Annotated in this window: 21 protein-coding genes and 1 tRNA gene; 11 read left to right on the forward strand and 11 right to left on the reverse strand. The window is 63.1% G+C overall.

Translation table 11 applies throughout. The features are described from left to right. Nucleotides 1–47: 47 nt before the first annotated feature. Nucleotides 48–1208 (reverse strand): FMNH2-dependent alkanesulfonate monooxygenase, encoded by a 1161-nt coding sequence (gene ssuD / locus ACTJLB_RS21650; RefSeq protein ID WP_440784410.1) that lies wholly within the window; start codon nt 1206–1208, stop codon nt 48–50. A gap of 415 nt (nt 1209–1623) precedes the next feature. Between ssuD and ACTJLB_RS21655 the strand changes: the two genes are divergently transcribed. After that, nucleotides 1624–2049 carry a hypothetical protein gene (locus ACTJLB_RS21655; RefSeq protein ID WP_087750950.1) on the forward strand — a complete coding sequence of 142 codons (426 nt, stop codon included), beginning with the start codon at nt 1624–1626 and terminating at the stop codon, nt 2047–2049. 35 nt (nt 2050–2084) lie between these two features. On the opposite strand, the gene ACTJLB_RS21660 is transcribed toward ACTJLB_RS21655, so the two are convergent. Together ACTJLB_RS21660 and ACTJLB_RS21665 are read right to left on the reverse strand one after the other, a co-directional pair. Next, nucleotides 2085–3215, reverse strand: coding sequence for an enoyl-CoA hydratase/isomerase family protein (locus tag ACTJLB_RS21660; protein ID WP_310354962.1), 1131 nt, complete (start codon nt 3213–3215; stop codon nt 2085–2087). A 140-nt stretch (nt 3216–3355) separates the two neighbouring features. Then, on the reverse strand, nt 3356–4261 hold the full coding sequence (locus ACTJLB_RS21665) for a TetR/AcrR family transcriptional regulator (RefSeq protein WP_440784411.1): 906 nt from the start codon (nt 4259–4261) through the stop codon (nt 3356–3358). A gap of 136 nt (nt 4262–4397) precedes the next feature. On the opposite strand from ACTJLB_RS21665, the gene ACTJLB_RS21670 reads away from it, so the two are divergent. Then, nucleotides 4398–5396, forward strand: a complete 999-nt coding sequence (locus ACTJLB_RS21670; protein ID WP_440784412.1) for an NAD-dependent epimerase/dehydratase family protein — start codon at nt 4398–4400, stop codon at nt 5394–5396. Here ACTJLB_RS21670 and ACTJLB_RS21675 read toward each other — a convergent pair. After that, on the reverse strand, nt 5356–5640 hold the full coding sequence (locus tag ACTJLB_RS21675) for a DUF1488 domain-containing protein (RefSeq protein WP_020065774.1): 285 nt from the start codon (nt 5638–5640) through the stop codon (nt 5356–5358). The genes ACTJLB_RS21670 and ACTJLB_RS21675 overlap by 41 nt on opposite strands. Nucleotides 5641–5845: 205 nt before the next feature. Further along, nucleotides 5846–6130 carry a hypothetical protein gene (locus ACTJLB_RS21680; protein ID WP_131320575.1) on the reverse strand — a complete coding sequence of 95 codons (285 nt, stop codon included), beginning with the start codon at nt 6128–6130 and terminating at the stop codon, nt 5846–5848. 162 nt (nt 6131–6292) lie between these two features. Here ACTJLB_RS21680 and ACTJLB_RS21685 point away from each other — a divergent pair, with 162 nt between their 5' ends. Both ACTJLB_RS21685 and ACTJLB_RS21690 read left to right on the forward strand, forming a co-directional pair. Continuing rightward, nucleotides 6293–6484, forward strand: coding sequence for a hypothetical protein (locus ACTJLB_RS21685; protein WP_027775212.1), 192 nt, complete (start codon nt 6293–6295; stop codon nt 6482–6484). 48 nt (nt 6485–6532) lie between these two features. Beyond that, a complete protein-coding gene (locus ACTJLB_RS21690; RefSeq protein WP_440784413.1) occupies nt 6533–6913 on the forward strand; it encodes a hypothetical protein in 381 nt (126 codons plus the stop codon). Nucleotides 6914–7012: 99 nt separating this feature from the next. Here the strand turns inward: ACTJLB_RS21690 and ACTJLB_RS21695 are convergent, their stop codons facing one another. Both ACTJLB_RS21695 and ACTJLB_RS21700 read right to left on the reverse strand, forming a co-directional pair. Beyond that, a complete protein-coding gene (locus ACTJLB_RS21695) occupies nt 7013–7351 on the reverse strand; it encodes a DMT family transporter (protein ID WP_087750944.1) in 339 nt (112 codons plus the stop codon). Nucleotides 7352–7355: 4 nt separating this feature from the next. Continuing rightward, on the reverse strand, nt 7356–7853 hold the full coding sequence (locus tag ACTJLB_RS21700; RefSeq protein ID WP_310354953.1) for a heme-degrading domain-containing protein: 498 nt from the start codon (nt 7851–7853) through the stop codon (nt 7356–7358). A gap of 326 nt (nt 7854–8179) precedes the next feature. Here ACTJLB_RS21700 and ACTJLB_RS21705 point away from each other — a divergent pair. The 7 genes from ACTJLB_RS21705 to ACTJLB_RS21735 all read left to right on the forward strand — a co-directional run bounded on the left by ACTJLB_RS21705 (nt 8180) and on the right by ACTJLB_RS21735 (nt 13708). Then, nucleotides 8180–8256 (forward strand) — tRNA-Met (locus ACTJLB_RS21705). A 285-nt stretch (nt 8257–8541) separates the two neighbouring features. Next, a complete protein-coding gene (locus ACTJLB_RS21710; protein ID WP_013339039.1) occupies nt 8542–9087 on the forward strand; it encodes an NUDIX hydrolase in 546 nt (181 codons plus the stop codon). A gap of 9 nt (nt 9088–9096) precedes the next feature. Next, nucleotides 9097–9834 carry a leucyl/phenylalanyl-tRNA--protein transferase gene (gene aat / locus ACTJLB_RS21715; protein WP_440784414.1) on the forward strand — a complete coding sequence of 246 codons (738 nt, stop codon included), beginning with the start codon at nt 9097–9099 and terminating at the stop codon, nt 9832–9834. A 162-nt stretch (nt 9835–9996) separates the two neighbouring features. After that, complete coding sequence (locus ACTJLB_RS21720) at nt 9997–10818, forward strand: arginyltransferase (protein WP_214875457.1); 822 nt, start codon at nt 9997–9999, stop codon at nt 10816–10818. 155 nt (nt 10819–10973) lie between these two features. After that, nucleotides 10974–11996, forward strand: a complete 1023-nt coding sequence (locus tag ACTJLB_RS21725; protein ID WP_088174610.1) for a quinone-dependent dihydroorotate dehydrogenase — start codon at nt 10974–10976, stop codon at nt 11994–11996. Nucleotides 11997–12140: 144 nt separating this feature from the next. Further along, complete coding sequence (locus tag ACTJLB_RS21730) at nt 12141–12935, forward strand: cystine ABC transporter substrate-binding protein (RefSeq protein ID WP_020065762.1); 795 nt, start codon at nt 12141–12143, stop codon at nt 12933–12935. Nucleotides 12936–13048: 113 nt separating this feature from the next. After that, nucleotides 13049–13708, forward strand: a complete 660-nt coding sequence (locus ACTJLB_RS21735; RefSeq protein ID WP_440784415.1) for an amino acid ABC transporter permease — start codon at nt 13049–13051, stop codon at nt 13706–13708. A gap of 21 nt (nt 13709–13729) precedes the next feature. Here the strand turns inward: ACTJLB_RS21735 and ACTJLB_RS21740 are convergent, their stop codons facing one another. From ACTJLB_RS21740 to ACTJLB_RS21755, 4 genes are all read right to left on the reverse strand, one after another. Further along, nucleotides 13730–14692, reverse strand: coding sequence for a Gfo/Idh/MocA family protein (locus tag ACTJLB_RS21740; RefSeq protein ID WP_440784498.1), 963 nt, complete (start codon nt 14690–14692; stop codon nt 13730–13732). Nucleotides 14693–14986: 294 nt separating this feature from the next. Then, nucleotides 14987–15727: a FadR/GntR family transcriptional regulator gene (locus ACTJLB_RS21745; RefSeq protein ID WP_020065759.1), complete on the reverse strand. Its 741-nt coding sequence runs from the start codon at nt 15725–15727 to the stop codon at nt 14987–14989. Nucleotides 15728–16023: 296 nt separating this feature from the next. Beyond that, nucleotides 16024–16641 (reverse strand): flavin reductase family protein, encoded by a 618-nt coding sequence (locus tag ACTJLB_RS21750; RefSeq protein ID WP_408417993.1) that lies wholly within the window; start codon nt 16639–16641, stop codon nt 16024–16026. Further along, the gene (locus ACTJLB_RS21755; protein ID WP_440784416.1) at nt 16616–17485 is read right to left on the reverse strand and encodes a class I SAM-dependent methyltransferase; all 870 of its coding nucleotides are present in this window, start codon (nt 17483–17485) and stop codon (nt 16616–16618) included. The genes ACTJLB_RS21750 and ACTJLB_RS21755 overlap by 26 nt, the downstream gene beginning before the upstream one ends. Between the last annotated feature and the right edge of the window lie 109 nt (nt 17486–17594).

The following is a 17594-nucleotide window of genomic DNA, read 5'->3' on the forward strand; positions in this document are numbered from 1 at the left end:
ACTTCCCTCATTGCGTGTCGAAGATGCCGTACCGATGCGGGCGACGCTCAGCTCGCGCTCGCCGCCTTCGGCAAATAGTTGTTGCCGACAATCTCGCCGAAGGGTCCCGACAACGGCCCGTCCGAAGTCTTGCTCTGCCGGTTCGGCAGCAGCGGGAACACGAGTTCGGCAAAACGATACGACTCTTCGAGATGCGGATAGCCGGACAGGATGAACGTCTGGATACCGAGGTCCGCGTACTCCTTCATGCGCGCTGCCACCTGCTCCGGGTTGCCGACGAGCGCGGTGCCCGCGCCGCCTCGCACGAGACCCACGCCGGCCCACAGATTCGGATAGACCTCGAGCTCGGCGCGCCCGCCCCGTTTGCCGCCGTGCAGCGCGGCCATGCGGCGCTGGCCTTCGGAATCCATCTTCGAAAACGATGCTTGCGCACGCGCGATGGTTTCGTCGTCCAGCTTGCTGATCAGCTTGTCGGCTGCGGCCCATGCTTCTTCTTCGGTCTCGCGCACGATCACGTGCAGGCGAATGCCGAACCGGATCGTGCGGCCGTGCGCGGCGGCGCGGGCCCGAATATCGGCGATCTTCCTTGCAACCGCGGCGGGCGGCTCGCCCCAGGTCAGATAGGTGTCGATATGCTCGCCCGCCATGTCGTGCGCGGCGGGCGACGAACCGCCGAACCACAGCGGCGGATGCGGCTTCTGCACCGGCGGATACAAGGCCTTGCCGCCCTTCGACTTCAGATGCTTGCCGTCGAAGTCGATCGCGTCGTTCGTATGCGCGGCGCTCAGCAGCTTGCGCCAGATGTGCAGGAATTCATCGGTGATCTCGTAGCGCGTGTCGTGATCGACGAACACACCATCGCCCTCGAGCTCGGCCGCGTCGCCCCCCGTCACCACATTGATCAGCAGGCGCCCGTTCGACAGACGGTCGAACGTGGCCGCCATGCGTGCCGCAAGACCCGGCGACGAAATGCCCGGCCGGATCGCGACGAGAAACTTCAGGCGCTTCGTCGCGGCGATGAGGCTCGATGCAACGACCCATGCGTCCTCGCACGAACGGCCGGTCGGCAGCAGCACGCCCTCGTAGCCGAGCGTATCGGCGGCGACGGCGATCTGCTGGAAGTAGTCGTAATCGGCTGCACGCGCGCCTTGCGACGTACCGAGATAGCGGCTGTCGCCATGAGTCGGAATGAACCAGAACACATTCATTTACTGCTCCCTGCGAATTCAAAACTGGATTGAATAAAGACGGTGCATGCCGCGCGCTAAACGCCAGGGCGAAACCAGACACCGGCGCAGGCGCGGGCCGCGCGCATACAGCCGGTCATCGGAGATGAGCCGGGCGATGCATCGCTAAAGAACGGAAGATGCGGTGTCGACGCTAAGGGCGACGGCGGCAAGCGCCGTCTACATGGAGAAAGAGTCTATGGAGCGGAGCGCGGCTTTTGAACGATTTTTTTGAGCTTAGGTTTTCCACTTCCGTGATTAGCCCGACGCTAAAGCATACGAACGCGACGCTTCGCGCAACCGGAAAAGCCGTCACCGCTGGCTATAATGGCGCACGTTTCCAATAATCCGGTGCGGGCAACGCGAACCACGCGCCTGTACCCTGGCGGTGCAATGCATGCAAAAACTCATCCTGCCGTTCGTCGCCGGTTTTCTGGCTTCTCTGTTCTTCCATGAATCGACGCTGGCGCTGCTGAATGCAGCCGGTGTTATCGACAAAAGCGGTTTTTCGACTGCCCCGTTTCTACCGCTCGGCCTGCCCGAGTTCATTGCTAACGCAATCTGGAGCGCGTTCTGGGCCGTACTCATGGCGTGGCTCTTGCGCGTGGCTCCCGAGCGACGCGCGCCGTGGCTGCCCGCGTTCGTGTTCGGCGGCATCGTGTTGACGGCGGCAAGCGTGTTCGTCGTGGATCCGCTGCGCGGGATCTGGCCAAGCGGCAACATGCTGCCGCGCCTCGCCATGGGCTTCGCGGCGAACGCAATGTGGGGCTGGGGCGCGCTCGTCTTCATGCGCGCCTTCATGGCGAGCGAAGAGGCGGATTGAGTCGGCCAGGGCGGTTCGTCGCGTCCGCCCGCGCCTTAACCGTGCAGATCCCGCAACGGATGTTCGTTGGCCGGCCACGGGCTTTCGAACATTTTCGCGACATCGGCGGCGCTCACGTCCTCAATGCGCGCGAAGCGCCAGTGCGGTGCGTTGTCCTTGTCGATAATGCGCGCGCGAATCCCTTCCACCGCGTCGCCTTGCAGGAAACTCGAACGCGTGAGATCGAGATCGCCGCGCAGCACTTCGGCCATCGAGCCTTCCGCGCGCGTCACCACCTCCAGCGAAACGGCCATGGAAAGCGGTGAGCGCTCCCGCAACACGGCAATGGTCTGCTCGGCCCAATCGGCGGTATCGCGATCGCACTTCTGCTGAAGCGAGGTGAGAATGCGCGGCACGTCGGGAAGCGCAAAATGCCGGTCGATCAAGCGCCGCGCGCGGGCAAGCGGCGACTGCTCCGGCTGCGGCGCGACCTGATAAGCGCGGCTTTCCCGCTCGACGCACGCAACGACGTCCGCGCCGCGCTCGAACAGTTCGCTGCGCAAGATGTCGATGAGCGCGGGCAGCGCGGCATCGTCGATATAGAGATCGGCGAGGCCGGCGTACAACGCGTCGGCAGCGCCTATCGCTTCGCCGGTCACCGCGAGATAGCGGCCGATCGCGCCGGGCGTGCGCGCGAGAAACCAGCTAGCGCCGACATCGGGGAAAAGGCCGATGCGCGTTTCCGGCATCGCCATTTTTGTCGACTGGGTAACGACGCGCAGGCCGCCGGTACGATGCGCGCCCTGCGAGATGCCCATGCCGCCGCCCATCACCACGCCGTTCGTCAATGCGATGTAGGGCTTCGGGTAAGTGAAGATTGCGTGATTGAGCCGGTATTCCTCGATGAAAAACGCGTCGCGCGCTTCGTGTTCGCCACGCTTCGCCGACTCGTAGAGGAAGCGGATATCGCCGCCCGCGCAGAACGCGCGAGGATGCTGGCTGCGCACGACGACCGCAAGCACATCGGGATTTTCGCGCCAGTCGTCGAGCGCGGCGTGGATCGCTCGGATCATGCCGAGCGACAGCGCGTTCAGCGCCTTCGGCCTTTCAAGCTCGATGAAACCAATGCAGTTGGCTACGTAAGTCGCGACTTCGTCGCTAGCTTCGGGCGAGGCGGAAAGAGACATGAAAGACAACGCACGGCGGCGCAAAGACGTGGAAACCCAACGTTATCACGGCCCGCGACTCGGGGTCGGTTTGGGGTGCAAGGCGCAGCCTTGCGCGACTTCGGGTGGGAACGCCGCCAAGGTAGGCGGTGACTCGTTGCCTAACGCGCCTTCTTCGTTGCGCGGCGCCGCGTAGCTGCGGGTTCCGCGCCCGGGCCATCTTGCACCTCGGATGGCGCCTCTGCTTGCGCCTCGACTGGCGCATTGTCTTGCGAAGAGCTTTGCGCGCCCGCGGCACCGGCCCTCTTCCTGCGCGAGACCGCCCCGTTAGCGTTCGAGCCTGCGATGCCAACTGGATCTGCATCCGCAGCGACACCGCCCGCCCCAAGCCAGGTGTCCATTGCGATTCCCACAACGGTGTCGAGTGGCGCCGACGGAAAAACCGGGCACGTCAGATGGAGCGCGACGATGCCATGCAACGTGGCCCAGAAAGCGTCGGCCCAGACCCTCGGATCCACCGATGCAGCAAGGCGCCCCGCCGCTTTCAGCTCGTCGAGTGCGGAAATCATGAATTGCAAGGCGGCCGCGCCCGGATCGTCTTCCGTGCCGGTCTGCTCCGCCTGAACCCGCGTTTGCGCCTCGCTCCCAATTGCCGGGGCGGACTTCAACGGGCTGGACACCGCGGCGGCCGCCTTCGCACCGAGCGCCGCGCCGGTATAGCTTGGATCTTCCATGAAGATCAACCGATACGTTTCCCGATGAGCGACGCCAAAGGCAACATAAGCCCGCCCCATTCCCTTGAGCCGTTCAGCCGGGTCGGCAATGCCCGCGAGCGGCTCGAAGGTCTGCAGCAACTGTGCATAGCCTTCCGCGCACAGCGCCCGGGCGATCTCGTCTCGGCTCGCGAAGTGCAAATACAGCGCAGCGGGCGAATACTCGATCGCTTCGGCGATCTTCCGCATTGAGAGCGCGGCAAAGCCTTCACGCATCACGATATGTCGTGCGGCTGCAAGGATGCGTTCCCGCAACGCCTGCTTCTCCCGATTCTTTCTTTCAGCGATTCCCATGCGAGGCATTTTCCAGTTGACAAACTGAAAAGTCAAATTAAACTGAACACCGTTCACTGAACACTGTTCACAAAACATTGACCAATCAACAGCTGGCGTGCATCGAGGCGCGCCGCGTCACCTGGAAGGTACCGTCATGCACAACGAAGGAAAGGTCGGCCTGTTCGGAGCTGCCGGCGCCGCCGGCCGGATCATCGCGGCATCGCTTGGCGCGGCGGGCCGCGACTACCGCGTCGTCGGCAGGTCGCGGGAAGCGCTGGTCGCCGCTTTCGGCCACGATCCGCACGCGGAGATCGTCACGTGGAATCCGGACGATCCGGCTTCTATCAGCGCCGCGGCAGAGGGGCTGCAGAGCGTCGTCTATCTGGTCGGCGTGCCCTACGACCGCTTCGCCGAGCACCCGCCGCTAATGCAGAAAACGCTCGCAGGCATCACGGCAGCGGGCGTGGAACGCTTCATTCTGATCGGCACCGTCTATCCCTACGGTCGTGCGGTCAGCAATCCGATCGCTGAGGACCATCCTCGCGAGCCGCACACGTTCAAAGGAAAAATGCGGCTCGCCCAGGAAAATCTGGTGTTGCAGGCGCACGGAAAGAACGGACTGTCGACGCTGGTTCTGCGGCTACCGGATTTCTACGGCCCGGGCATCGAGCGCAGTCTGCTCAACGGCGTATTCGAAGCTGCCGCAAATGGAAAGCGCGCGCAGATGATCGGTCCCGTCGATGTGCCACACGAATTCATTTATCTGCCGGATATCGGAACCGTGGTCGAGACGCTTACGCGCACGCCCGAAGCGTATGGGCGCTGGTGGCACCTTGCCGGCGCGGGCACCATCACGCAGCGGGAAGTGGCACGACAGGCTTATGCACTGGCAGGCGGCCAGCCGAGGCTGATGGTGGCCGGAAAGACGATGCTGCGCGTGCTCGGCCTCTTCAATCCGCTGATGCGTGAGCTGGTCGAGATGAATTACCTGATGACCGAACCGATCGTGCTCGACGACTCTGCGTTGACAAAGCTGATCGGTCCGATCGCGAAGACGTCTTACGAGGAAGGCATCCGCCAGTGCATGGCCGCCGCGCTCGGTTCTGCTCAGCCTAGCGAGCCGCGTTCCCAGGCGGAAAGTGCCCGCTCTTGAGCAGCACAGGCGTGCCGTTACTGATCTGCAAGTGCTCGCGCGCCACGGCTTCTATGCGCGGGCGTCCGGCGTCGAACGCGCGCATCCAGCCTTCCAGGTCTTCGGAATGTGCGCCGAAGTGGTCTTCGAGCGCCTCGACAGAGATTGCGCACGGTACGGGCTCACCGTCCACCAGCGCGGGAAAGACAACGGTCAGATTGGAATCGCGGTAGGCTGGCGCGCCCTCGGGAAACCTGATTTCCATGGTCGCCTCATCAGAAGTATCCGGCACACAACCGGAGCCCGCGAGAACCGGCCGGCCCCGGACGACCTGAATATGGTACTCGCGCGGCCGGACCGAGGTCCACCCCGCCGAGGGGCCGGAATCGCGAGATGCGTCGGCATGAGTTCGCGCGCGGGCTCGCTCGTCAGGTGCCCTCATGACCTACCTCGAAGCAGACGTTCGCCGGTCATGACTGGCCTCCCAGCAGACGGTCGACGTAATTGCGCGCGGCCTGTTCAACGTAGGCGAGCGCCTCTTCTTCGCTGCCGAACCGTTGCTGATCGCCGAGATCCAGTAGTGTCTCGATCCGGTGTGCATCGTCCGGACCAAGCTGGGCCAGGCTGACCGAGCCGACGTAGGTGCCGGCGGTGCCGTCGGTGCTGTCGGTGCCCTGGTCGCTGGACGCCGGCACGAGGCGCGCGGCGGCACTGATGTAGTAGCCGCGGTAAGGGCCGCTGACCCGTTCAGCCATGTTCGTTCTCCTCGTTGCGATAGATCAGGTAAGGCGCGCGGCGATCGAATAAGTTCTGTACGTTTTCACGGTTGCACTTGTCGGATCCGTCGAGGTCGAACCGACTTTACGGCACGTTCCGTGCTGTTGCAGTGCCTCCATTTCGAGTTCAGCGAGCGCAATATGGGAAAATATTTTCTGCACGATCACGAACTGCCCGAGCCGGATGCGGCGAACAAATGGTTTGCGTATGCCGAAAGCCATGATATCGACATCGCGAAAGCCATCAGCATCTGGGAAGACGCGGCCACTGAAAGCGGCGCCGAAAGCCGCCGTCTCGTCAGCGCGGCGGGCATTACTGTCGAAACGCCCTGAGCTTGCGCCTGCGCTTGGCAAGCCAACCGATCAAAGGAAACAATCACGATGCATTTCATGACGCAACGGCCGGGCCGAAGTCATTCGCCGCGTGGCAACGCGCGGGCTCTGCTGCGCCACACGTCCCTCCTTCTTGCATTCCCAGCGGCAGTTGCGCTGGGCGCGGGCCTGGCGGGGTGTGCGTCGTCGAACACGACGTCCCTCATCAATCTGCCGAACGGCCAGACCGGCTTCGCGGTCAATTGCAGCGGCGCCGACGCCGGTTCGAGCTGGGCCTCGTGCTATGTGCAGGCGGGCAAGGCGTGCGGCGCGACCGGCTATGACATCGTGTCGAAAGACAACGACGAAGGCGGGACCGCGGGCGGCAGCGTGACGAACGTCGTGTCGGCCAACGTCAAAAACCGCTCGATGATCGTGCGCTGCAAGTAGGAACCGACAGGAGCCGACGTCACCGGCAAGCCCCGGCAAAGCTCGATCGCATGTACAACGGATCCAGCCAGAGCCTTCGCGGTGACTCGGGCGCGCGCTTCAATGTGCCTGCATCTTCGAGAACATGTTCAGCACGGTAACTCCGGCAATGATCAGCCCGAGCCCGATGACGGCCGGCACGTCGGGCACCTGCCCATAGAGCAGCAGCGCAACTAGCGTGATCAGCACGATGCCCGCGCCCGACCACACGGCGTAGACGATGCCGACCGGAATGCTCCTGAGTGTTAGCGACAGGCAGTAGAAGGCGACTCCGTAGCCGAGTACCACCACCGCCGACGGCACGAGCCGCGAGAAACCGTCCGACGCTCGCATGGCGGAAGTGGCAATCACCTCGGCCACGATCGCGATACCAAGCAATGCATAAGGCGGCAGCCGCATCGGCTCAGACCTTTGCAAGCGCGAGCTTGCTGTAGTCGTGACCGAGGTGCGCGCAAAGGGCTTCCACTACGAACTCATGATCGGCACGCTGGGGCAAGCCGGACACCGTGACCGAACCGATCACGCCCGAGCCCGCGACCGTCAACGGAAACGCGCCGCCGTGCGACGCATATTCGGTGGCGGGCAGACCGTGCTTGTCCGCGAGCGTGCTGCCGGCCTGCTGCATTTTCAGACCGATCGCATACGAGCTGCGCCGGAAATGCGCGACCGTGTTGCCCTTGCGGCGCGCCCAATCGACATTGTCCGGCGTCGCGCCGTCGAGCAGGCTGAAGAACAGAGGCTGACCGAACGTGCGCACGTCGATGGCGGCAGGAATGCCGCGCGCTTTCGCGACTTCATGCAGATAGGCGCCGATTTGCCATGCGCGGTCAGCATCGAATTGGGGGAACACGAGCGCGTGTTCCTGAGCGGCAATGATCTGCAGGTCGTGAGCGATGTCCATGAAGTTCCAGGAGCAAGTGTGAGTGCGGGCTCGCCGTCGTGCATTCGCGACCGACTCGGTGTGAATTCGTCGTGAGTCTCATTCGTCGTGAGTCTCGCGCAAACGACATGACGGCGCGCCGGGAAATTCCGATTCTAGCGCAGCGTCTTGCAGCGGCCTGGCGCGATGCGACGCCGCCCACGCATCGCGCGACGTTTCGCTTAAAGGCGCACGATGAATGCGAGTGATTGCCGGGGAGCTGCAAGCGGGAAGCCGCCTGTTAAACGACTATTGCATCGACTATTGCATCGTCCTCTGATCTGGTCTATAATCTTTTCTTCGACGGACGCGGGGTGGAGCAGTCTGGCAGCTCGTCGGGCTCATAACCCGAAGGTCGTAGGTTCAAATCCTACCCCCGCAACCAAAAGCTGGAACGTCGAAAACAACATTGAAGGCTTGCCAAACCGGCAGGCCTTTTTTGTTTTGCGCGGCCGTTTTTTCGAGTCGATATCTCTGGCATGGGTCAATGCCCGATGGACGCTCGATGATCTGCGTGATCAAGCACACGGATACGCCGCGCATAAGCGCACGCATGCCTCCTCGCCCCGCCCGCTCGCCGGCGCCGCCCTCATCACGCGTCACCATCTCTGCGCACGGTAAAACGCCGCCCCAGTGATAAACTCCTAGCACTCTTTCTCGTGCCCTTCCTATGAAATTCTGTTCTGTCTGCGGCCACGGCGTCAGCCTGAGCATTCCGCCGGGCGACAACCGCGAGCGCTTCGTATGCGGCAGTTGCGGCACGGTGCACTATCAGAATCCGCGCAACGTCGTCGGCACCGTTCCGGTCTGGGACGACAAGGTGCTGCTATGCCGCCGCGCGATCGAACCGCGCTACGGCTACTGGACGCTGCCTGCAGGCTTCATGGAAATGGGCGAGACAACGGCGGAAGCCGCTTCGCGCGAAACGCTCGAAGAAGCCGGCGCGCGCGTCGAGGTACAGAGCCTCTTCTCGCTGCTGAACGTGCCGCATGTGCATCAGGTGCATCTTTTCTACATGGCGCGCCTGCTCGATCTGGACATTGCCGCGGGCGAGGAGAGTCTCGAAGTCAAGCTCTTCGAGGAACGCGACATTCCGTGGGACGAGATTGCATTTCCCACTGTCGGACAAACGCTGCGCTTCTTTTTCGCCGACCGCGCGGCCGGCAGCTTCGGCCTGCATACGGGCGACATCTTCCGCTCGCTGCGCGAAGGCTGAGCGGCGCGCATGGTTCCCTGGCTCGGACCCGACGATCCGTTTCCGCCCGTCGAGCGCGCGCTCGGCGCGGCAAGCGGCGCTCCGGGCCTGCTTGCCGCAAGCGGCGATCTGCTGCCGTCACGCCTGATCGACGCGTACCGTCACGGCATCTTTCCGTGGTATTCGGACGGCCAGCCCGTGTTGTGGTGGAGCCCCGACCCCCGCATGGTCCTGCGCCCGGCCGAATTCAAGATATCGCCATCGCTGCGTAAAACGCTCAAGCGCGTGCTGCGCGACGACGCGTGGGAAATTCGCGTCGACCAGGATTTCGCTGCCGTGATGCGCGCCTGCGCGGAGGCGCCGCGGCGTGGCCAGCGCGGCACCTGGATAACTGCGGACGTAGTGGAAGCCTATTCGTCGCTGCATCGCGTGGGAGACGCGCACAGCATCGAAACATGGTTCGAAGGCGAGCGCGTGGGCGGCTTGTACGGCGTCTCGTTCGGCAAGATGTTCTTCGGCGAATCCATGTTCGCCAACGTCACGGACGCCTCGAAAGTGGCGCTGGCCGCGCTCGTCGGGCACTTGCGCCGTCACGAAATAGAAATGATAGACTGCCAGCAGAACACGTCGCATCTGGCGTCGCTCGGCGGTCGCGAGATAGCGCGCAAGGCATTCATCGCTCATGTTCGCGCGTCTGTCGACGCACCGCGCATTCCCTGGCGCTTCGACAAGACCGTGTTGCTCGATGTGCTCGCGCGAGCGGCGTAGGAAGAATCAGGCCGAATCCGGATCCGTTCAACGAAACGCGCGGATCACGTGCTGCACCATGAGCCGCACAATGAACTGCAACACGCTTTGCAAGAGATCTGCAAGACAAGTTGCAACGCACGCCGGGTTTGCATTACCAGAGATGCTTCGAGAGCTGCCAACGTGACTCATCCTAACGAGCTGCCTCTTTCTCCGCTTTCGGCGCTGCAATTTTATGCAACGGCGCCCTATCCCTGCAGTTATCTCGACGGGCGTATCGCGCGCTCGCAAGTCGCGACGCCCAGTCACCTGATCAACTCGGACGTCTACACGGACCTCGTCAAGGCGGGCTTCCGGCGTTCGGGCGTGTTCACTTATCGGCCCTATTGCGACGGTTGCCGCGCATGCGTGCCGGTGCGCGTGCCGGTCGACAGATTCGAGCCGAACCGCACACAGCGGCGCGTCTGGAAAAAGCATGGCGGCATGATCGCCACGGTCGCGCCGCTTCACTACGACGAGGAACACTACGCGCTCTATATGCGCTATCAGTCGGCGCGACATGCGGGCGGCGGCATGGACCGCGACAGCCGCGACCAGTACGAACAGTTTCTGCTGCAAAGCCGGATCAACTCGCGACTCGTCGAATTCCGGGAACCGCTGCCGGACAACCCCGAATCGCCTGGTCTTCTGCGCATGATCAGCATGATCGACATTCTCGGCGACGGGCTATCGTCCGTGTACACGTTCTTCGAGCCGGGACTGCCGCATACGAGCTTCGGCACGTACAACATCTACTGGCAGATCGAGCAGGCGCGCAGCCTGAAGTTGCCGTATGTGTACCTTGGGTACTGGATTCGCGAGAGTCCGAAGATGGCCTACAAGGCCAACTTCCGGCCGCTCGAAGGTCTGGTTGACGGCGTATGGCGGGTGCTCGATCCCGAAGGCGCAGATCTCCCGCAGGTCGACGCGGCGTCGAGGGGCAAACGCGGGCCGCTGCTGCCTTAGGTGCGGACTTAGCTGCCAACTTAGCTGCGGGCTTAGCTGCGGGCTTCGCTGCGGACACAAGCAACGAGCGCGACGCCTGCCCCGCCTTATCTCATTGACACAGCAAAGCCGGTAAAATAGCGGGTTCCCATTTTTTGGCCGCCCGGCTCCGTCCTGTGTTCAGTTCCCTCTATCCGCTCATACGCGCCCAACTCTTTCGCATGGACGCGGAAGACGCTCATCACCTGACCTTGCGTGTGCTCGGCGCCGCGGGCCGCACCGGCCTCGCCGGCGCGCTCGCCGCGCGCGTGCCGGACGCGCCGCGCACGGTGATGGGGCTGACGTTCCGCAATCCCGTGGGGCTTGCAGCAGGGCTCGACAAGGACGGCGCGTCGATCGACGGGCTCGCCGCGCTCGGCTTCGGCTTCATCGAAGTGGGCACGGTCACGCCGCGCGCGCAGCCCGGCAATCCGCGGCCGCGCATGTTCCGCCTGCCCGAGGCGAATGCCGTGATCAACCGCATGGGCTTTAACAACGCGGGCGTCGACCAGTTCGTGAAAAACGTGCAGGCCGCGCGCTATCGCGGCATTCTCGGCTTGAACATCGGCAAGAACGCCGACACACCGATCGAACGCGCCGCCGAAGACTACCTGTATTGCCTCGAACGCGTCTATCCGTTCGCGAGCTATGTGACGGTCAACATTTCGTCGCCGAATACGAAGAACCTGCGCCAGTTGCAAGGCGCGGGCGAACTCGACGCGCTGCTCGCGGCGCTCAAGGACAAGCAGCAGCGTCTCGCCGACATGCACGGCAAGCTGGTACCGCTCGCGTTGAAGATCGCACCCGATCTCGACGACGAGCAGATCAAGTCCATCGCCGACACGTTGTTGCGCCACCGCTTCGAAGGCGTGATCGCGACCAACACCACGCTGTCGCGCACCGCCGTCGCAGGCATGCAATACGGCGACGAAGCCGGCGGCCTGTCGGGCAGGCCGGTGTTCGACGCGTCGAACGAAGTAATCCGCAAGCTGCGCGCCGAAGTCGGTGAGGCAGTGCCGATCATCGGCGTGGGCGGGATCTTTTCCGGCGACGATGCGCGCGCGAAGCTCGCCGCCGGCGCCTCGCTCGTTCAGCTTTATACCGGCTTCATCTATCGGGGACCGGCGCTCGTCGCCGAATGCGTGCAGGCGCTTCGCTGACCCAAGGCACGCGAACGCAGGCACGCGAACCCAAGCCCGCGGCGGCCGGGTAATACAGGCATGAACAAACGATATTTAGCGTTCGACAGTCTGCTTTGTTAAGCTTTCGTCCGCTAAAACGACATACGAACAAAAAGGAACACAATGCAACTCGGGTTGTTGAAGAAAATTTTCGTCGCCGCTCTGATCGGCGCTTCGTTCACCGCGGTCACGGCCCATGCCGACGACCTGCTGGATCAGGTCAAGCAGCGCGGCACGCTGCGCATCGGCCTCGAAGGCACCTTCCCTCCGTTCAATTCAAAAGCGCCGTCGGGCGAACTGGTCGGCTATGACGTCGACATCGCCAAAGCAGTGGCGGCGAAGCTCGGCGTGAAGCCGGAATTCGTCACGACCGAATGGAGCGGCATCATTGCGGGTCTTCAGGCCGGCAAGTTCGACGTGATCGTCAACCAGGTCGGGATTACGGATGCGCGCAAGCAGGCGCTCGATTTCTCGCCCGCTTATACGTACTCGGCCGCGCAGCTGATCCAGCGTAAGGACGACACGCGTCAGTTCAAGTCGCTCGACGATCTGAAGGGCAAGAAGCTCGGCGTCGGCCTTGGCACCAACTACATGGACATGGCGAAGTCGGTGCCGGGCATCGACGTGAAAACTTACCCGGGCGCACCCGAATATCTGCGCGATCTGGCAGCGGGCCGTCTCGACGCGGCGCTCAACGACCGTCTGATGCTCGCGTATCTGTTGAAGAATTCGCAGTTGCCGCTGCGCACCGGCGCGAATGTCGGCGCGGGCAACCCGTCGGGCATCCCGTTCAAAAAGAACAATCCGAAGTTCGCCAAAGCAATCGACGACGCGATGACGCAGCTCGAAGCGGACGGTACGTTCGCGAAGATCTCGGACAAGTGGTTCGGCATCGACGTGAGCAAGCCGATCAAGTAACCGGCTCTGCATGAAACGAAGGGCGGCTTCTCCGGAATGCCGCCCTTCGCACTGTTGCAGCACGCGCCCAGCCCGGGCGATGTGCGTCTCGCGCGCCAAACCGAGCACCGCTCATGTCCACCACTTCCCTGCTCGTTCAATCGCTTCCTGTGCTCGCGCAGGGCGCTGTCCTCACGGTCAAGTTCGCAGTTCTGTCGATGTTCTTCGGACTGATCGCCGGCGCCATGCTTGCGTTGATGGGCGTGAGCCACAGCCGCACATTGAACTGGATTGCACGCATTTACGTGAGCGTGATGCGCGGCACGCCGCTGCTCGTGCAGATCTTCGTGATCTACTATGGCTTGCCGAGCTTCGGCATTTCGCTCGACCCGACGCCGGCCGGCGTGATCGCGCTGTCGGCAAACGTGGCCGCGTATCTGTCGGAAAGCATGCGCGGCGCAATCCTCAGCATTCACCAGGGGCAATGGCTCGCCGCCTACAGTCTCGGACTCTCGCGGCGCCAGACGCTGCGCTATGTGATCGCGCCGCAAGCCCTGCGCATTGCGGTACCGAGCCTGTCGAACAGTTTGATCAGCCTCATCAAGGACACTTCTTTGGTCTCCGTGATTACGGTGACCGAACTGCTGCGTAGCGCACAGGAAATCATCGCATCGACGTATCAGCCATTGCCGCTCTACCTTGCGGCGGCGGCAGTCTACTGGGTGCTATGCCAGATACTCGAACTGCTGCAGCGCTGGTATGAACGGCGGCTCGCCTTGCCCTCCAGGCACTGAGCACTGAGCGTGCAGCCGGCGTCATTCGCCCGCAAATCTGAGCCCTAAGGCTGCGCGCGCCGCATCGGCCATTGCGATCATCTGCAACGACTTGCTGTGCGGCATTACCGGACTCTCGATCTGTCCCGCCCGGATCAGCTTGCAGAAATGCGCGGTCTCGTAGTTCAGACCGCCGCCTTCGAACGGCTCGTCGAGCTCGATCACGCGACCGTCGGCGTAGCGGATAGTCGCACGCGACGGGTTCCACCACGGTTCGTAAATCGTCACGTGCCCGCTCTTCGCCATCAGCAACGCGTCGCCCTTGCCGTGCAGATCGAGGCCGCAGAAGAGTTGTGCGATGCCGCGCTCATGCTGGCTGTTCAGGCTCGCAAATGTATCGACGCCGGTCGCACCGAGGCGCCCGAGCGTTTGCACGTCGAGCGGCGCGCCCAGCCAGTCGACGGCGAGAAACATCTCGTAGATGCCGATATCGAGCAGCGCGCCGCCCGCATGCTCGAACGACAGCGAAGGGTGATCGTCGGGCACGCCCGGCACTGAACAGCCGGCCCGCACGAGCCCGACTTCGCCAATCGGATCGTCTTTTAGATGCGCCTGCAACTTTCTGTACAACGGATAGAACGGTGGCTTCATCGCCTCCATGAAGAGGCGTTTCTCGCGACGCGCGGCGTCCTGAATGCGCTCGAGTTGCGGCCTGTTGATCGCGGCGGGCTTTTCGCACAGCACGTGCAGGCCGGCTTGCAGTGCCGCGATGGCGTAATCAGCGTGACTATCCTGAACGGTCGCGATATAGAGCGCGTCGATTCCGCTGGCGAGCAGCGCATCGAAGCTCGCGCAGAGCCGGCCGCCGAATTCGTCGGCGAAAGCCTGCGCCGGCCCGGCACGGCGCGACCACAACGCTGTGAGACGCGCGTTGTGCACATAGGCGAGCCCTTGAGCGAACCGGCGGGCAATGCGACCCGTACCGACGATTCCCCAACGGATCATGCCGTCCGATGGAATGGCCTGGGTTGCGTCCGTGGCCTGCGTGATGGCGTTAGTGGCGTCAGTGGCGGCGTTTGCCGGGGCATGTGTGCCCGCATTGATCACAGCGTTTGTCTCGATCACCTGGCGTCCCTGCGGTTAAGAGCAAGGCGCTATTGTCGCGCATGCCGCCCGCAAGTGAGTCGACCTAAGGGAAACACAACGCGCCGGTGACGCTGCAAGCCTGACCGTCAGCCATTCGGCGCGCCGCTGCGGCAACGCGCGCAGCAGCGCCAGAAGCCACACGTCGGCCCGGCGTTATCCCGCGTTTCCGCCATGCGCGGGCGGGACCGGCGGCGCTGCGGCGAAGGTGCCCGCGATCTCTTCGGTCGTGAAGTCGATCATCGCCATCGACGCAAGCTCGGCCTCTTTAGGATCGCGCCGTTCTATCGCTTCGACCACGCGCCGGTGCGAATTCACTGCGCCTTCCCACATCCCTTCTCTCTCATTCACGATCGGGTTGCCCGTCGCCAGTGCGCCGCGAATGATCGCCGCCATCTGCTTGAAGAACTGATTCCCGCTCGCGACGACGATGCGCGTATGAAAGAGTTCGTCGGCTTCCTGATACCCCGGTTCTGCCGGACGGATCACGCGAAACGCCTCGAACGCGTCGCGCACCGCAGCGATGTCCGCCGCGCTGCCGCGCGCCGCGGCCTGCGCCGACGCCCGCGGCTCGATCAGAATGCGAAACTCGATCACGTCGCGCAGAAACAGCGGATCGGGCTTCGCGCGAAAACGCCAGTTCACGACGTCTTCGTCGATCATGCGCCAGTCGCTCATCGGCCGGATGCGCGTGCCGATCTTCGGCCGCACATCGAGCATGTCGCGCGCGAGCAGCATCGACAGCGCCTCACGCATGACCGTGCGGCTCACGTCGAACTCTTTCGACAGCACGTCTTGCGGCGGCAGTATCGCGCCGTACTTCTCCTCGACGATGCCCGTAACGAGCCCGTCCATCACCTTGCTGACCAGTGATCGATCTTTGTTTCCCTGTTCCATGACCCTCTCCCCGAAGCGGTGTTCGCCCCCGCGTAGCCTGTTGATAAACCGACGTTCTTTGTGTGTTTTATCGTCACGTGGTGTTCATCCACGATACGTTGCTAGCTTCACAACGGTTACGCCAGTTGGGACACTTCCTGACAGGGTTATCCCTCTGAAGAATTGTTTCTTCTATGTAACGCGCTACGTGCCAAAGGGCCACAAGCTTGCGTTTCAAGCATGCCTGCGGCCTCGACTTTGCATCGTGCGACGACGCACGTTGAACGATAAATTGTCTGAACCTAAATGGTCTCGAATCAGTCATGGCTTTTTGCATACGGTGGACCCGGTTCAACGTGTTCGCAGTGCGCGGATGCGGGCAATGCATGCGTCGGTGCCGGTGTCGCAAGGCGCGAACCGGCAACCGATCCATAGCGACCGCCGAAGAAAACGAGCGGCGCGTTTTCGCCAAGCGAAAACATCAACACCTCGCCGACGAACAACGTGTGGTCGCCGCACGGATGCCTGTCCACCACGCGCGCTGCGAAGCGCGCTGCCGCATGTTCGAGAAGCACCACGTCCGCAAGTCCGTCGACGCCGGTAAAGCACGGCGCAAGCCGGCTCTGCGGCTCGCCCGCGAAGTGCCGGCTGTGCGCCTCCTGGGCGTCCGACAACACGCTTACACCGAACACCGCGCAGCCCATCAGGCGCTCGTGCATACGCGCGCTCTGCCCGACCGACACCACGATCAGCGGCGGCCTGAGCGAACCCGACATGAAGGCGTTCGCAGTCATCGCGTGCAGACGTTCGCCACTGCCGGTCGAGATCACGACGACGCCAGTCGCGAAGCGCCCGAGCGCATGCCGGAAGCCACGCTCGTCGAAGTCCGCGTCTGCTGCGCGCGGCTCGTCAAGCCGAAGTGCGTCGACGTGCATGGCCGCTCTCCTGATCGAAGCGATATGCGTCAAGCGGCTTGTGCGCGATGAAGTGAAACCACCAGGCGTCGCTGTCCTCTACGTCGTCCGGAATGCGCCTGCCATCGCAACTGCCGAACACCGCATCGCATTGCAAGCCCACCTGCGCGAGTTGCCGGCGCTGTTCGCGAAGCGTCGTGTAGACGATCACAATGCCGAAGTTGTGAGCCGCCGCTGTCTTGACTGAGTAACCGCCGTAGTCGTGGTTCAGCTTGCCGTTACGCACGTAGTTCAACGTGCCGAGCTGGAAGCGGCGAAGTGAACGCAGCGTGCGCCAGCCGAGTTTGAGCGGATTGGAGGTGAACTGCGGCAGCAGTTGCCAGATGTTCTCGCGATAACCGGGGCCGCCGCGATTGTGCGACGAGAACAGCACATAACCGCCCGGCCGCACCACGCGATTCATTTCTTCGAGGATCTTCACGCGACCGTCGTAGTCCACGCAGTCGATACCGTTCCAGCTAAACGCAGCCAGCCCATAATGATTCGACGGCAGCTCCGACATCTCGCGCGCATCCATATGGCGCAAGTCGCGGCCGGGATAGCGCGACCTCGCAATGTCCAGCAGCTTTGGCGTGTAGTCGATGCCGGTGTAGTCGTTCGAGACTGCCAGCATCAACGCAACGGTGCGCCCGGTGCCAATGCCGATGTCGAGCAACGGCGTTGCCGCGCAGCGCGGCGCGAGCCACTGGAACGCGGCCTCCTCGCCGGCGTCGGAGAAGGTTTTGCCCGCGGCGAAAACGCGCGCCGCGTCGCGCGAATTCCACGCCACGCGATTGATGCGGTCGAGGTCGGATTGTGTATTCACGGCACTCCTCCAGCGTATCGGAGTGCGCCGCAAAAAGTGATGAATGTCGGCTTGCCAGACGGCGCACTGGCGAGCAGATCGGGACAGCGCGCCGTCAACGCCGAGGCGC

It is taken from the genome of Paraburkholderia sp. 22098, from assembly GCF_052045935.1.
In the GTDB taxonomy this organism is placed as follows: Bacteria; Pseudomonadota; Gammaproteobacteria; order Burkholderiales; family Burkholderiaceae; genus Paraburkholderia; species Paraburkholderia caledonica.